General features: G+C 38.9%; 19 protein-coding genes. 15 read left to right on the top strand and 4 right to left on the bottom strand.

The features are described from left to right. Positions 1-118 precede the first annotated feature (118 nt). From QNJ66_RS03720 to QNJ66_RS03685, 8 genes are read left to right on the top strand one after another with little or no spacing between them, the layout of a single operon-like run. The gene (locus QNJ66_RS03720; protein WP_300503160.1) at positions 119-616 is read left to right on the top strand and encodes a DUF2793 domain-containing protein; all 498 of its coding nucleotides are present in this window, start codon (positions 119-121) and stop codon (positions 614-616) included. Continuing rightward, entirely contained in the window at positions 609-935 is a 327-nt protein-coding gene (locus QNJ66_RS03715) for a hypothetical protein (RefSeq protein WP_300503159.1), read from the top strand. Before QNJ66_RS03720 ends, QNJ66_RS03715 begins: the two co-directional genes overlap by 8 nt. Further along, the gene (locus QNJ66_RS03710; protein WP_300503158.1) at positions 935-1,225 is read left to right on the top strand and encodes a hypothetical protein; all 291 of its coding nucleotides are present in this window, start codon (positions 935-937) and stop codon (positions 1,223-1,225) included. The genes QNJ66_RS03715 and QNJ66_RS03710 overlap by 1 nt, the downstream gene beginning before the upstream one ends. Continuing rightward, complete coding sequence (locus QNJ66_RS03705) at positions 1,225-1,953, top strand: hypothetical protein (RefSeq protein WP_300503157.1); 729 nt, start codon at positions 1,225-1,227, stop codon at positions 1,951-1,953. Before QNJ66_RS03710 ends, QNJ66_RS03705 begins: the two co-directional genes overlap by 1 nt. Positions 1,954-1,957: 4 nt before the next feature. After that, positions 1,958-4,474: a DUF2460 domain-containing protein gene (locus QNJ66_RS03700; RefSeq protein WP_300503155.1), complete on the top strand. Its 2,517-nt coding sequence runs from the start codon at positions 1,958-1,960 to the stop codon at positions 4,472-4,474. A gap of 49 nt (positions 4,475-4,523) precedes the next feature. Further along, positions 4,524-4,970 (top strand): hypothetical protein, encoded by a 447-nt coding sequence (locus QNJ66_RS03695; protein ID WP_300503153.1) that lies wholly within the window; start codon positions 4,524-4,526, stop codon positions 4,968-4,970. Then, positions 4,964-5,395: an NlpC/P60 family protein gene (locus QNJ66_RS03690; protein ID WP_300503152.1), complete on the top strand. Its 432-nt coding sequence runs from the start codon at positions 4,964-4,966 to the stop codon at positions 5,393-5,395. The genes QNJ66_RS03695 and QNJ66_RS03690 overlap by 7 nt, the downstream gene beginning before the upstream one ends. After that, positions 5,368-7,815 (top strand): phage tail protein, encoded by a 2,448-nt coding sequence (locus QNJ66_RS03685; protein WP_300503150.1) that lies wholly within the window; start codon positions 5,368-5,370, stop codon positions 7,813-7,815. Before QNJ66_RS03690 ends, QNJ66_RS03685 begins: the two co-directional genes overlap by 28 nt. A 46-nt stretch (positions 7,816-7,861) precedes the next feature. On the opposite strand, the gene QNJ66_RS03680 is transcribed toward QNJ66_RS03685, so the two are convergent. Then, the gene (locus tag QNJ66_RS03680) at positions 7,862-8,107 is read right to left on the bottom strand and encodes a hypothetical protein (protein ID WP_300503149.1); all 246 of its coding nucleotides are present in this window, start codon (positions 8,105-8,107) and stop codon (positions 7,862-7,864) included. After that, positions 8,104-8,499 carry a hypothetical protein gene (locus QNJ66_RS03675; RefSeq protein ID WP_300503147.1) on the bottom strand — a complete coding sequence of 132 codons (396 nt, stop codon included), beginning with the start codon at positions 8,497-8,499 and terminating at the stop codon, positions 8,104-8,106. Before QNJ66_RS03675 ends, QNJ66_RS03680 begins: the two co-directional genes overlap by 4 nt. Before the next feature lie 700 nt (positions 8,500-9,199). Between QNJ66_RS03675 and QNJ66_RS03670 the strand changes: the two genes are divergently transcribed. The 7 genes from QNJ66_RS03670 (at position 9,200) to QNJ66_RS03640 (ending at position 14,300) form a co-directional block, all read left to right on the top strand. Beyond that, positions 9,200-10,726 carry a hypothetical protein gene (locus QNJ66_RS03670; protein WP_300503145.1) on the top strand — a complete coding sequence of 509 codons (1,527 nt, stop codon included), beginning with the start codon at positions 9,200-9,202 and terminating at the stop codon, positions 10,724-10,726. A 37-nt stretch (positions 10,727-10,763) separates the two neighbouring features. Continuing rightward, on the top strand, positions 10,764-11,003 hold the full coding sequence (locus QNJ66_RS03665) for a hypothetical protein (RefSeq protein WP_300503144.1): 240 nt from the start codon (positions 10,764-10,766) through the stop codon (positions 11,001-11,003). Positions 11,004-11,060: 57 nt separating this feature from the next. Further along, complete coding sequence (locus QNJ66_RS03660; protein ID WP_300503142.1) at positions 11,061-11,756, top strand: BRO family protein; 696 nt, start codon at positions 11,061-11,063, stop codon at positions 11,754-11,756. Between the two features lie 169 nt (positions 11,757-11,925). Beyond that, entirely contained in the window at positions 11,926-12,588 is a 663-nt protein-coding gene (locus tag QNJ66_RS03655) for a hypothetical protein (RefSeq protein WP_300503140.1), read from the top strand. Further along, a complete protein-coding gene (locus tag QNJ66_RS03650) occupies positions 12,588-12,854 on the top strand; it encodes a hypothetical protein (protein ID WP_300503138.1) in 267 nt (88 codons plus the stop codon). The genes QNJ66_RS03655 and QNJ66_RS03650 overlap by 1 nt, the downstream gene beginning before the upstream one ends. Positions 12,855-12,860: 6 nt before the next feature. Further along, entirely contained in the window at positions 12,861-13,544 is a 684-nt protein-coding gene (locus QNJ66_RS03645) for a hypothetical protein (protein ID WP_300503137.1), read from the top strand. Positions 13,545-13,559: 15 nt separating this feature from the next. After that, on the top strand, positions 13,560-14,300 hold the full coding sequence (locus tag QNJ66_RS03640) for a hypothetical protein (RefSeq protein ID WP_300503135.1): 741 nt from the start codon (positions 13,560-13,562) through the stop codon (positions 14,298-14,300). On the opposite strand, the gene dcd is transcribed toward QNJ66_RS03640, so the two are convergent. Then, positions 14,297-14,881 (bottom strand): dCTP deaminase, encoded by a 585-nt coding sequence (gene dcd / locus QNJ66_RS03635; RefSeq protein ID WP_300503133.1) that lies wholly within the window; start codon positions 14,879-14,881, stop codon positions 14,297-14,299. The genes QNJ66_RS03640 and dcd overlap by 4 nt on opposite strands. A 27-nt stretch (positions 14,882-14,908) precedes the next feature. Continuing rightward, a complete protein-coding gene (locus tag QNJ66_RS03630) occupies positions 14,909-15,472 on the bottom strand; it encodes a hypothetical protein (RefSeq protein WP_300503131.1) in 564 nt (187 codons plus the stop codon). Positions 15,473-15,628 lie beyond the last annotated feature (156 nt).

The following is a 15,628-nucleotide window of genomic DNA, read 5'->3' as shown; positions in this document are numbered from 1 at the left end:
GTCAAAAAGTCTTTACAATAAAGCTAGACAGTGTATGCTTAGCAAGCTTTCCTTGGTGTTTTAACAAGTTTTACCAGGGTTTTCTTATACATATCTGTTTGTCTGGTATTATAGTGACATGACTACTCTATTAAACGATTCTATTACCCTTCTAGAGTCGAGCCAAGCGTTTAAGGAGCAACTCATCAATCAAAGTATTAGGGTTCTCCTGTTGCTAACAAAACCGATTCTGGATAAAGACTTAACTGTTCCACCTACCTCTCCTAACCCAGATGACTTTTATATTGTGGCCCCTTCTGCTACTGGCGCGTGGTCAGGACAAGACAATAAGATTGTTTATCCCACCTTGGATGGCAATAATTCAGTGGTTACGGACTCCTGGGAATACTTTGACCCGTTTACAGATTTAACCCTTAGGGTTGCAGACGAAGGTATCCCTTATACCTACAACGGGACTAACTGGGCAGCCCAAACCCTTGGCGGTGTTCCGGTGGGAGGTACTACTGGACAAATTTTAAGCAAGAACTCCGATACCGATAGTGATTACGGATGGAACGATAACACCAGTGGGCTAAATATCAAAGAACAATGGAAGGAACTGTATTTTTATGCCTGAAACCACAACAGCCAAAAGACTGGCGGCTGGAACATTGACCACTACACTCAGTGACCTGTACGTTGTTCCGTCCACAAATCCCACTACGGTTCGAGTGACTCATTTAAGAATTACGGCCACAACAGCAGCGACGGTTACATTAAAACATCATGACGGAACAACCGGACATAATCTATTATCTTCTTTTCCTATTAGTGCTAACAGTTATGAGGACATTTTTGATTTAATGCTTTCCCCTGGTGACAAATTAGAAGGAAATACTACCAGTGTTACGGATTGTGATTATCTTGTTTATGGCTTAGAAACGGAGACAACTTAATGATACCTTTTCCAGTAAATAGGGAAGAATATAATCGATATGTTTATCAGTACAATAACCAATTAGTTTATATTATCTCCATTTTATCTGATAGCTTAGATCAAGAATTTATCTGTCTCGTTAATCAGAATAAAGAGGTAAAAACAATTTCCATAGCTGATTTTAATGTCAACAATTTTATTCCCTTAATTGAAGCAGCAGACCTTTCCTCCTTAGTAGAAGACATACAAAACATAAGAGGATTAGGTATTTTTGCTAGAACCTTTCAGCCCCCAACTGTACCAGAGTAGTGTTTTATAAAACTAACAACCCTCAGTCTTTTAGGAAACCTTTTTCTACGGGAAATAGAAAAATAGCTCAAAACCCCCCTCCCTCTTCCAATAGCGATTTTTACGCCTGGGAATTTGAAGATACTAACTGGGAGGAGTATAACTCAACTTCAGGAGCTAATTTTTCGGGTTCAGGGAATATCAATTCTTTTGGAAAAATAGGAAATGCAGTTCAAAATCCAGGGTTAAAAATTCAAAGTTCTTTTGTTGTAAATAATCTTTTTCTAAATTGGGAAGAAGATTGGGCTATCTGTTGCTGGACGCTTGCTGGTAGTTCGGCTCAACTTCGTCTTAATTGCAACGAAAACAACGAAAGTAATAGACTCTGGGGATTTTGGCGGACTCTTAACAAAACAAAAATAAGATTCTATATAGGGAATGCGAGTATTGATCACACTATTTCAAGCTCACCTGATTTTATTTGGGTAATTCATGATAGTTCATTAGACAGTCCACTAGGTGATCCACCCTATAATCTTATTTTTGGAACAAACGATGACGCTGGAACAAGTTACACGACTTCTTCTGTTCTTTCGGTTCCCTCTAATCCCACCAACCCGACTCTGCATTTAACTGATTTTAATACCGAAGTAGTTGATCAATTAATCATTTTCAAGGAGAGAAAAACTCCAGCCGATATGGCAGTAATTTGGAATAATAACGACGGAATTAATCTAAGTAGTCTTTAGAATTATGATTTTAGATCAAACTTTTCCCATTGAATACAATGTTAGGATTGGAGTCAATATTACTTTCGATAATATAATTACCAAAAATAATAATCTATCTGAACAGCGCATCATTCAAAATGAGTATCCCACTAGGGAGTATTCGTTATTCAAAAACATTGTAACCCCACAAGACTTAACTTTATTAAGAACTTTTTTTGAAACAACAAAAGGAAGTTTCAAGGGTTTTTTGTTCAAAGATCCTCTTGATAATTCCGTAACGGAAAACATTGTAAATATTCTAAATTCAGATTGCTCTGAACAAGGGCGGTTATATCCAGATCCAGACGGTGTTAGGACTGAGTTTCAAGTCATTAAGGAATACCGGATGGAATCCAGTGTTTATCGGCAACCTATTTATTACCCCTATAACTTAAGGCTTTATCAAGACGGAACAGAAATTTTTTCAGGGTTTACACAAGACAAAGGAAAGATTGTTTTTGATACACCTCCAATCGCTTTTATTCCCGGTAATCCCTTTGATATTTTATCAATAACAGCTAGTTTTGATTTCTATTACCCTTGCCGTTTCAAGACAGATGTTCTAGAGGATAAGATAGTTACTAGAACTGATAATGATAATAAAATTTATGGACTCAATAACCTAGAGATAGTCGAAGTCAAACAAGAATTTGATATCTATCCAGAGTCTTCTTTTTCTACTTTAAGTAATGAAATAGCTGTAAACTTAAGATGGGGACAAACATTCCAAACACAGCGCAAAACAAATATAAAAACCAGTATTTCTAACATTGAAAACCGAACACAAAAGCAGGTAAACGCCGAACTATTTTTAGATTTACAGTCTAAACAAATATTATCACAACAACAAGCACAGTATTTGTTGTATTTATGGCTAAATATAAAGGGGAATGGAAGAGCTTTTAAATATAGAGATGCGGTGTCCGATACACTTTTTGATGCGCGTTTTGATACAGGTAGTTTATCTTTTACAAATCAATCAGCTAACTATATATGGGAATTACAACAAACTACTATAAAGTTATTTAACAATGGACAAATAGTTGATCGGTTTCACCTCGAATTTGATAAAACAATCATTGTTGTAATAGTTGATAATAGTAGGAGTAGTGAGATATTCAATATTATCTGGAACGCTTCAGAAAATGTCAAAAATATTATGCTTTCAGAGATATACAACAACGATCAGGCTTTGGCTGACGATTATTTTTTAAGGCTTATAGGGACAAACGCTTCAATTCGGTATTTAGATATTATGCAAGCGGATAGAAGACCTAACACTAATGTTCCCGAAAAGTATCTATACTTGTATTACTTAAATGAATCTGAGTTTGGATATCACAGTAGACCTAGAAACCCTGGGGAGGAACCCGAAGAAATCTACAACACCGATTTATCTAGCTTTGAAACAAAATACAATAACGATTACGCAATTTTTAACTGTACATTTTTAGCAGATGCAGCGAATCCTTACGGTTATTTAGATCATATTACAGACGCGGTTAATGGAGGGAATGGTTACAATACTCCTTTAAGTGGGCTTGGAATGGATATATCAATTATTGATTTTACCAGTCCAACAGCACAGGCAGATGTAGAAGCTTTACTTCTTTCTAAGATCAGGAGTAGGTTAATAGGAGAAAGGAACAGAAAGGGCAATGACAAGACTTGTAGCCCTGAATTATATTTATGCTATGTGTTGAAAATAACCACCCAACTAAACGACGTTTATGCCTACACTTCTCATGACAAAAATATAGTAATTAACGGAGTAACCTATAAGGCTTCTGGGGCTTTATCCCCCACTGCTTACTCAGCCAAATCTAGTTTGGCTTTTGATTCGGTTAGAAATGAATGTCTTTTTGTTGACTTTGAGGAAACTTTGATTTTTTCAGGAGTATTAAAAAACGCAACCCTAGAGATAGCTGTGGTTGATTGGATAGATCCACCGGATAACCTCAATGGAAGCGATCCCAAGATTGTCGATTACCAGAAAGGAATAGTGGGAGAAATTACCTCTCACAGTGGGGAATACTACTCAATAGAATTCCTCTCGTTTGCGGCTTCTAAGCTAAATCAAACCTTTGTCAGGAAGACTCAATCAAACTGTCCTTATCGGTTCATGAGTGAAGAGTGTGGCTACCCTGCCACGGAATGGACGGGGACGGTTGAGGATACTGTATCAGCCAACTGGATACGTATATCAGGGGGATACAATGCCGGTCAACTGCGTAATGGTCGAATTACTTTTACTTCTGGAGAGCTTAAGGGAACTTCTTTCGCTATAAACAAGATAGAGGAAAGTGACAAATTTGTTTTAAACAATTTCGTGTTAAAGTCGCCGGCTGTAGGCGATACAGTCAAGATTGAACCGGGTTGCCTAAAGACTGTTCAGGCGTGCAAAGCGTACAACAACTTTATTAATTTTGGTGGTATACCTACCGACGGGGGCTGGATGCCAGGGGACAATGTTTTAATCAATGCTCCAAGACAGGTTTAGACAGACCTGTGTGTTTAGGTTATATTATTAGAGATAGTTTTATAGAGAAATGAAAAAACCCCTAAATATAATAGTTTTTTTGATAGTTCTGTATAGCCTTAGTGTTCCAGCTATAGCAATAGCGAGTCCTGGTAAAAACTCGATAGACACACTCTCCCTTGTTATAGCGTTTGTAGGCGTTGTAGTAGCCTTAGTAGCAGCACTTGGGGCAGCCATATATACCTTTTTCAAAGAATTAGAAAAAAATAGAAAGGAGCTTGATTTTAAACTCCAAAAACTAGAAGATGAGCTAACTGTTAAAATAAAAACCATAGAAAAAGTATCTGAACAGTTAGCATTAAAAAATCGGGCATCAGCAGAAGCTTATGAATATCTCAAGAAAGTAGTGGAAGATAACAAGGAGGGGGTAAGAGACTTGATGCGGAAACAGGAGATAGGGCAGCGACAACACGAAAGACTGAAGAATATCAAAGATTTTGAGGAAAAGAAATGTTAGTAAACAAGTTTCTAAAAGAAGCGGATGAATGGGTGGGAACACCAAGGATGGACGGTCAATGTAAAAAACAAGTTGGGTGTGATTGCGTTGGGCTACTAATAGGAGTAGCAAAAGAAATCGGATATTTACCAGGAGATTACAAGGAACCAAACTACTATCAAACCGCGAGAGGAGATAGTTTGGTAAAAATTTTAGAAAAGCATTTAAAGTTAACAGATCGCACCAAAGATAGCTTTATTGTTGGGGATATTGTTGTCATTGAGTATGGAAACCAACTAACTCATGTAGGGATAATTTATTCCGAAAATCTAATAATTCACTCTCACAGAAAGATGGGAGTGGTTAAGGTTAATGTTGACCAAGCTTTAAAACGTAAAATTAAAAAGGTATTTGAACTATGGGACAAATTGCCCCTGTTGCGATAGGACTAGCTTTTGTTGGCTTGAATTCATTAATTACCTCTAAAGGTAGGTCTAATACTGTTAGGAATACTGTGGAGGGTTCCAAAATAGACACAGCGACCCCTACGGCTGAATTTGGCAGTAGTGTTGATATTTTTTACGGCACAGTGAAGAAGAATGCTTGTCCAACAATGTGGGCGCAACCGTTGAGACAGGAAAAAATTGAAACAGAAAGGGTTGAAACCTCGTCTTCTGCTAGTGCAGGAAAAGGACAAGGTAGCCAAAAAACTACCACTATTACCACAGAGGTTACTTTTAATTATTACCTCACGGCTGCGTTTTTGATAGGTGGAGAAATACAGGAAATACGCCGGGTTTGGTTGAACGGGATTTTAGTTTATTCGTTTAACTCAGAAGCAACGGATACGAGTCAAACTTTTTTAGATAAGATCGCGATTTATACTGGAACCATGACTCAAGGTGTAGATTCAACTATTCAATCTTTTGAGGGAGAAGTACCAGCACTAAGAGGGAAGTCTTATATTGTTTTTGATGACTATCCCTTGTCCGAGTTTGACGGTAATGGGTTCCCATTGGTAGATATTGAGTTAATAGGAGAAGAGGCTAACAACCCCCAAGGCGATCAACAATGGTGTTATATATACGATGTTTTACCTGATCTGTTGTCAAAAGCAGGCTTACCTGAATCAAGAATTGACACATCTTTGTTAGGAATAGAAAATGTTAATCTCAATTTGCCCGGCTATATTCTATCATCAGGCAAAACATGGAGAAGTGTATTAGAGGAACTACAACAGTTATTCTTTTTAATTGTTATTGAATCAGAGGATAAAGTACGCTTCTACCATCAAAGGGAGATGGTTTTACAAGAAGATAATATTATTTTAGAAAGGTTTTTAGGGGGCGGTGTAGAAGATAATCGGGTAGGGTATATTCAAAAAATGTTAAACCCAGAAAGTGTGTACTCTTCTGCCAATATTGATTTTTTGGACGTTGGACGGGCTTTTCGTGAAAATTCTGTTACTTTTTATAACCCCAGTTACACACACAACAATTCTCTTGATCTACAAACGCCAGCAAGTCTAACTTCTGGACAAGCTAGTGATGTTGCAGACAGGATTTTATCCGAAAGCGAAACCCAAAACATAGTTTTAGAGAACATCACCTTATTGCCAACCTGGTCAACTTTAAACGTGGGTGACTTATTTGTTTTGGTTAAAGAAAACGAAGACACTATTAGCCAAATTTATCAGATCACTCAAAGAACAAGGGGTGTTAATTTTTTAGTAAATATTCAAGCGGTTAGGTATAAAGGAGCCATCGTTGTTGAACAGATTAATGATATTCCTTTTGATAACAACCCGTTACCATCAAGTAGTCCTCCTATCCCGGTCGCGACCTACACTTCGATCAAGGTTCCCGACGTGGCAGCATTTGAACCTAGTGAAACTATCCAGCCTACCACCCCCCCAGAAGAAACCAGTAATTATGGCAGTGCGCTTACAATCCCTTTGGATATTCCCTTAATCAATGATAGCGACGTAGCCCCTTTGTTATACGTGGCTGTGCAATCCATTGAAAACTGGAATACGGGAATTCTATACTCGTCAGATGATAACGAATCCACATACGACTTTGCCAGAAATTTATTCTTTAGATCATTAGTGGGGACTGTTGCGATCGCATTACCTGACCATGCCACAGCAGTTTTTGACCGGACAAATACTATTCGAGTGGCCATGACCGATAATACCTCAACTATCCCGACGGCCACTAATGAGCAATTTTTGAAAGGGCAATCATATCTAATATTGGGGTCAGAGATAATAGCTTTCCGAGATGTGGAAGTGGTATCTAGCGATCCCCTGACCTATGATATTTCTTACCTAAAACGGGGACATAGAGGGACTGAATACTACACTGATCAGCACACCACCAACGAAACCTTGATAATTCTTTCTGAGTTCACAGCTAGAGTGGCCAGTTCTCAAAACCTAGTCAATAGGACTCTCAACTTTAAAGCCGTTGGTAGTGGACAGGTAGAACCCAATGTGACTAATTCTAGTTCAATTATGGTTCAAGGAAATTCCATTAAACCTTACCCACCGTTTCCCGTTGTTGGGGATCGCAGTGGCAATGACCTGATTATCACTTGGTATAGACGCACAAGGGTTTCCGGGGGTTTAGTTGACTATGCCGAAATTGGTTTCGCCGGTGGTGAATTAAGGCAATATCAGCTTGAAATACTGAATGGGCTTAACACGGTTAGGACAGTCACCGTCACCGACAGTGAGGCCTACACCTACACAGAAGCGCAACAAGTAAATGATTTTGGTTCGGCTCAAAGTAGCGTTGATGTGCGAATCTGGCAGCTTAGCAGTTATCCAGTTGCGCTTAATGAGGCTAAGGTAGTAAACCTTTAGACCCTAGCCTCCCACAATTCATGATCGCAACAGACATATCTGTGTGTTATCTCTCTTCATCAGGCGCGTAGGTATTCCACCAATCCTCTACAGCCTTCCTATCAGCTTTTGATTGGGCAGCATAATCAACAATAATAGGTTGAGTAACCTCATCTTCACTGGTAGAAGCGTAATAGTTAATTACTTGTCGAGCGCATTCCTCAGATTCCTGGCTCGTCATCTCAGGTGGCTTAAGATTGGACGGCTTAGGTGTAAACTTTTGTCTTCTAGTGGGGTATGGTCTGTAACTCATAGCGAACTCCTTAGTATGTCTGCAAAATTTTCTAGTAGGCTGTATTCTTCCATTGCGCTTTCTATCCAATTGCGCCCCGGGGTCTCCGTCCCGTTGCTGTAGCGTTGCCCCATCAGAACAAATATGGCGTGTTGGGACTGCCAGTAATAAATCGCGTGATGAGGGTTAATAAAGTTTATTTCCAGTGAGTCCAATAACTCACCAGTATCCACTATGTCCCGAGGGGAACTAGCAACTTGACCAGTTCTACCAACACCTTGGATACGATGAGTGACGCGAGGCCAATCCCATTTCTCGGATTTGATTTCTTCTTGCTGTTGCTGGCTAAACTCATCAACCAAGATAGCAAAACCGTCGTCAATAATACTATTCAATGGATTAAAATTAATCATAAATAATGGGGGTCAACCGGAACCCCCATTAAAAAGTAAACTAAATTTTGTATTTATAATCTTATTTATGAGGATAGAAGAAGAGAAAGCGGATTGAAAACCCAAGCGAACCTTCTTACTCTCAATATCTCACACACATAAACGTATGTCAAGATTTTCTAGAAAGATGTTTTTGATAAAAAGATGATCACCCCTTTCTCAGCTTGAAACGCAGTCACAATCAATACTGCACAAACTTTTGTACAAAAATAAAAAATCTACTACCCATTTACCTATATATAAGAATAACCCTTTGCATAAAGTCATAACGATTATGAGTTAAAAACGCCAAAAGAAAGGAAAATAAATATAAATACTTACTTACTCGCGCTTTTTGTAGTATATAAGTTACTTTTATGTTACCTACGTTTATTTATAACTGGGTGTCTAGAGAGGTATTAAGGGGTAGATTTATTTAAGTTGGTGCAAAACTCCGTAAACCCTTACCTAGAGCCAACTATGCACTGAGAAAGGTGGGATCATCATTTTTTGTACAAACTCATCATTCCAACAAAAAAGAGGGCGTGACCCCTCAAGTGACATAAAATTTTTTGGAAAATCAATTACAAAGGTGTATTCCGTCTGATTATTGCACAATCAGTTATCTTTACTTTAACCTTTAAGGACTACAATATTACAAACAGATATGCGTGTAAGTGCAATGATTGAATTTGTAGCTAAGACTGAAACTTATATCAAGAAGGGTATAAAGCAATCTTCTGAGTTGCCTGAAAACCAAAAGAAATATTATCCTCCAAAGGCGATTATAAAGGTCGAGAGAATTATAGAGAATGTTGGGGGACATCTTTACGTCGATTTGGCTTATGGTCAGGGTAAGTGGTATTTGTTTGAACTTCACTGGAAAATATATGGGGAATCAATTGACAGAGAACTTGTTTCGTTGCAAGAAGGGATAGTTATTTTTGGCTATGAACGCTACACAAGCGAAATTCATATTGACTTAAATAGATGCCTGAATGATTTTCAAATCAATACCGTTTCTAGGATTAGGCACTTTTTAAGTCAATGCGCACACGAATCAGGTGGACTTAAATGGCTTAAAGAACTAGCCTCTGGTAGTGCTTACGAGGGGCGCAAAGACTTAGGAAACACCGAACCAGGAGACGGACGTAGGTTCAAGGGTGCAGGTGTAATTCAACTAACGGGGCGTTATAACTACAGTTTACTAGAGGCACACACTGGTGATTCGCGGGTAATGGAAGGGGTTGATTATGTTGCCGAAAAATATCCCTTTACCAGTGCTGGTGTTTGGTGGGAAGAAAATAATATGAATTTCTTGTGCGATCGCAACCCTACTGTTGAAAGGGTCACCAGACGGGTAAACGGGGGAATTAATGGCTTAGCTGATAGAATTAAGTGGTTCAATATTGTTTCTGAAGTTATAAAATCTATTCCCAGGACAAGTGCGCTGCCTCCTACCCCTTCTTTCAAGGAATATAACTCTCATTTAAGCCTTGCTAGCAGCGTTGGCGTTGGGGGTAAAAACAATATATTTGATGTGGTTCAGGTTAGACAGGTTTTCGGTGATCTGGGGTATAACGTTGACAAGAACATATCCACCGTCGATCAAAAATTAATAAACGCTATTCGGTTATTCCAGTCCATTATCGCTGGACACACTCAGATCAGAGGAGACGCTAGGATAGATGTTAATGGCTTCACTCATCGTTGGCTAAACTCTCCTGACGCGCCTCGTTGGATTACCATGTCCCAAAAAGGCAAGGGGTTTATTAATGTCGAGGCGTTAGAGCAATGGGACAACCACGACTTTGGAACCGATTGGTTAGACGAAGCCTTAACACAGATTGCCTCTAACTACGAAGATAATTATCGTAAGGGATTGGACAACATTAGCTTAATCCAGGTTAATGACGTTTCTGTTACTCACGGGGGAGACACACCCGATCATGCTACTCACGAAACCGGTTTGAATGCCGACTTAAGATTACCTTCCAAGTCGGGTGGAGGTAGAACTATTGTAGGGACTTGGCGTAGTTCTGCTTATGATCGAGCGACCTGCATTGCTCAATTAAAAGCCATTAATGCTCACCCCATGGTTAACCAAGTTTATTTTAATGATCCAGAATGTATTAAACTAGGGCTATGCCAGTTTGTTCGTGGGCATGACACCCATATCCACACCGGGATTAAAGCAAAGACCTTGTGAACACGCATAACTGTCTGTATGATCTTCAGTAAAACCAATGGAGTCGATCATGAAAAGCCAAGGTATTCATATTCCAAGTAAGTTTAAAGACGCTCACAACCTACGACAACAGGAGGCTGCTCGTCAGGTACGCATCAATGACCTCAAGGCTTTTAGAGAGCAAAGAAGACGGTCTCAAGAACAGATGGAGGCACTAGAACAAAGACAAAAAGAACATTTGGAGGGCTTCAGGAAAAAGCAGCGAGAATCTCGTGAACATACAGATATGTCTGTATAATAAAAACAAAGCAGTGGACTGAACCCACTGCTAAAAACACAATAACTACGAGGTACTATGCTTAGTAATAGTTTGACAGTTTTTCGATTCAATAACAATGAGATTCGCTTTATCGATGGAAAACCAATTGCCAATGACGTAGCCAAGGTATTGGGCTACGCACATCCAGCAAAAACAGTTTCGACTAAGGTTTCTAGTAAAAATAAAGGTCTTACCAAAATGGAAACCCCTGGTGGAATGCAGTCTGTGACTGTGTTAGAGGAGGCTGGTATATACCAACTGATCTTTTCTAGTAAATTAGAGACAGCGCAGGAATTTCAGCAATGGGTGTTTGAGAATGTCCTTCCATCAATCCGAAAAACAGGACAATATTCCGTCCAACCTAAAACCGCCCTTGAGTTAGCCAAGGAACAGGTTAAACTTCTGGAAGAGATGGAGAGGCTAGAAAAAGAAAAGCAACTCTTGGAAGTCCAAAACGAACTTCTCGAAGAAGAAAACGAACAACTTTCTGAAACGGTCGATGAGTTGTTTGATTACTCGTCAATTATTAGGGTGGCTAAATACAACAAAGTTTGCGAGACTAACTTTAACTGGCGCGCTTTAAAAGCAGCATCAAAACAGTTGGGGTTAGAAGTGAAGAAAGTGCCATGCCCTCGCTTTGTCACCAAAAATTTGTACTTACACGACGCATGGCGGTTAGCTTACCCCAAGATGAGATTACCTGAAACCACTACCTTAGTAATTCAAAACTAACCCATAGGAATAGATCAAAGTTATGGATTTATTTATTTTATCGCCCTTTGGTCTACTCTTGTCTTCCTAGTCCACTTTTTTCTTGAAAGTTATCACAAGGGTTTGTACCTCAAATCAATCGGTTTTCTGGTTTGCTGTATCCCTTATCTCGTGCTTTTGTATATGCTTTATGGTTGACTTCTACTTTAACCCTTCGACCCAAAGATATCATCGTCAATCGACCGGTAGATTCTTGTCGAAAAACAAGATTAAAGAGATAGTCGGGGACTACCTAGAGTCACAAAAGGCAATCGCAAGAAAAACCAACCAACGATTATTTGAGGACAAAATCACCTTAGCTCAATGGGAAGAAAGCCAGGCTAAGTTCCTCAAGAATTTAGCAGTACAACTATTCAAAATTGGACACCCAGAGCTTGGTGATCATTTCCTAGATAATCGTTATTATGGAATGATAGGAAACCGCCTCAGAACACAGTACGGTTATCTCAGGGGTTTCTCTCGCGACATAGCCGATGAAACCCAAAGCCAGGCACAGATAAACGCCAGAATGGATATGTATATTTCAGCGTCGCGCTTTTATTTTGAGGAAGGGAAGCGAGAAGCGCACAAGTCCAATGGCTATTTATGGGAAAGAAGGGTACTAGCTATTGCAGAACACTGCCCCGACTGTCCCCGTTATGCTGCTTTGAGTTGGCAGTCCATTGGTTCATTACCAGCCATCACCACTCAATGTCAATGTGGGCCCAACGATAAATGCTTTTTTGAGTATTCAAAAAGTCTTACTAGGCCGGTAACTAATATGCTACAAAATAGTTTCGGGTGGATTGCTTAATGGAAAAACACGACTTAAATCAAAACGGAATCGATGATAGATGTGAAACTGTAAAATTCAATGTCGTCTTATTTATTTCGGCTTTTTTGGTGATTGCTTCTATTGCTGGATTCGTAACTACCACCTATTTTCCTCCCTCAAGTCACATAGGGGAAACCCCATCCGCTTCCCTGAATAGAGAAAGAAATAACAACTGGTGGTCTGTATGTTTCTTCTCTGGAGTAGGTGGACTTGGTATTGCTAAAAAAACAAAGATTAAAAACTAAATAATCATGCGTAACCAGATTAAAATCAACCAAGAGGCAGTCGAGCGACAATTAAATACTTTGAGTAAAGTTTCTACTATTGATAGGAAAGGTAGAAAACAAAAAGCTAATTTAATAATAGAATTTATTGAAAGTGGTGGGCATTTAGTATGTGGTTACAAGCATTTTAATAAGTTTTTTAACGAAAATCTAAAGTCAGAAAAGTTTTATACTCAAACCTATTTCCAGGCAATGATTAACTGTGTTAATCTCGAACTTTTACTAGGAATAGAGCCAGGAACTTACGCCTTCAATGAATTAAAAGGTTTAAGGATGAAGGTTATAGCCAGTCCCACTCCTAACGCACGTCGTCGTATAAACAAACTTAATAATAATTTATCGGAACAGATTAGACAAGGGGTTACTTGCGACTTAGAACAAGTTGAAAAAGTTAGAGAAAAATGGGAAACTATCACTTCTTATTGTTTAACAGAAACCCCGAGTCCAGCACAAATAGAAAAAGGCGTAAAGATTTTATTTGATCAGAAGTTTGCTCGTAACTCTGGTAGTTACTACAAGGATAAAGTCGCGTCACTAGAAAAGAAAGTTGAGGAGCTAAAACTTGAGAATAAAATCCTTAAAGCTCAAATAGAAGTTTTTGAACAGGAACGTACAGCAAATTCATCTAACATAACAGGCAGAACTGTATAATTAAAATAAAATCCCATGGATCTACTTGAGTCTCTAAAACGGTACAACCCATCGTCAGAGCAACTAGAAAAAATCAATAAATTAAAGCCCATCAATCAACCTGACTATGCCTTGGAAGAGTTAATAGTAGTCCCTATTGCTGCTTCCAATAATCTAATTCACGGCTCAAATGGTAAATGGTCTCTAGAGACGCTAGAGCTTATTACAGCCTCTTATGGTCAAGGTGGGCAGGATTTGCTACTTGATCACACATGGGGTAACTCTCACAATAGCATGGGCATGATTTTTGATGCTGAATTATGGCATTATCCCACAGTGGACAATGCTATGATGGACTATCTCTTACAAAAATCAAACAATGAGTACGACCGTAAAATACTGATGCGCGAGGGATATTATCAAGTTACTCTTTACGCTGCTGTGGAAGACTCCCATCCTATCCATTCACAGCTAAGGTATCAGCGAAACAGTGACGTAAGTATAGGTGGTAAAGCCAATCTTGATTATTATTGTCCGTTATGTAGCACAAAAACGGAAATGGTTAAGTTTCGTGACGAAAGATGCCCCCACTATATGCCCACACAGATGTTTTTAGCTTGGTATGCTGATGATGTACCTCCAGAAGAAAAGTGGCGGATTGCCCCCTACTTTATAGAACACGGATGGGATAGCTCCGTAGAGCTATCCCTGGTAACGGCTGGTGACTGTAAACAAGCGAGGGTCATTAATCAGCAAATGGTTGAGGTCTTATGTTAGACCCTGGGTAAGGTAACTTCTTCCGTTTGCCCTTGATACTTACCCTTACGATCACCATAGGTTGTTTCGCAGGGTTCACCCTCGAAAAATAATAGCTGGACAATACCCTCGTTGGCGTAAATTCTACAATCAGACGGGGAACTATTGGAAAACTCTAAAGTTAAATGTCCTGACCAGCCAGCCTCCCCAGGCGTGACATTGGCAATTATTCCTGAACGCGCATAAGTGCTTTTTCCAATACAAATAACAGTAATATTGTCAGGAATATTTATGTGTTCTAAGGAAACGCCTAAGCCATAGGAGTTGCCTGGGAGGATAAAATACTTGTCGTCTTCTTCTTTGTTTAATTCAACTTTTTCTAGATGATTTGTATCAAAGCTTTTTGGATCTAAAACTTTTCCCGGAATATGTCTGAATACTCTGAACTCTTTTGGGGATAGCCTAATATCATATCCATAACTACTTGTTCCATAAGAAATAATTTTTCTCCATTTTTCTAGGTCTATAATTTTACCCTTAAAGGGTTTGATCATGCCTTCTGAAGCGTTTTGCCTAATCCATCTGTCATTTTTTAGTAGCATTTGTTTGTCCTTTATTCAGTGAAGTATTTACAGCGATTCCTGAATCTTCCTGCGTTGTTCTTTTTCCATTAGATCCTGCTTCTGATAACACAATTCGTCTAACTTTTCTTCATAAGCATCCTGCAAGGCATTGCGATCATTGAAGGGCGTTAGGTGTTTCCCATAGGTTTCTATTCCTTTTTTTCTTCTTTCTAGCAAGTCTTCTTTAATGCTCGTGGTAGTTCCGACAAGCCTTTTAAGGTGAATAGCTGTTGCCATTTCTTCTGTGTAAAGGCTTTCGTCTTCAAGTGGTGCAGCTAACACATCAACTTTTGCCATCAAATCCTCAATGTCTTTAACGACCGCATCATGAACAGAATTAAATAGCTTTTGATTCGCTATTTCTTTTTCTGGGAAAATCGGAGCAAATCTCGAAACCCCATTTTCAAATACCTCGAAAAAATATGATTTTGTGCAGTTTAAGTTTCTTGCGTTTTGGTGATTTACATTTTTATAGGTGATGCGAGGTTCACCTGAGTCTGTATCAATAGACTCATCGGTAATTTTGTAAAGATAATTGCTTTCGTAGTGCCGATAAAGTTGTTCTTTCATGTTAGTCCTCATAGGTGATGTCTAAGATTTCTTGGAAGCAATGAAAGTTGCTCCTTGTCTATTAAGTGACTCCAAATAATTACTTAAATGAGTGCCATCTTCAAGTCTTGTTCTACAGATAACAAACAGCAACATTCCATAAGCTAAGTCCGAAAA

The organism is Crocosphaera sp. (assembly GCF_030064895.1).
Lineage (GTDB): Bacteria > Cyanobacteriota > Cyanobacteriia > Cyanobacteriales > Microcystaceae > Crocosphaera.
This window is presented reverse-complemented; position numbering and strand designations above follow the sequence as displayed.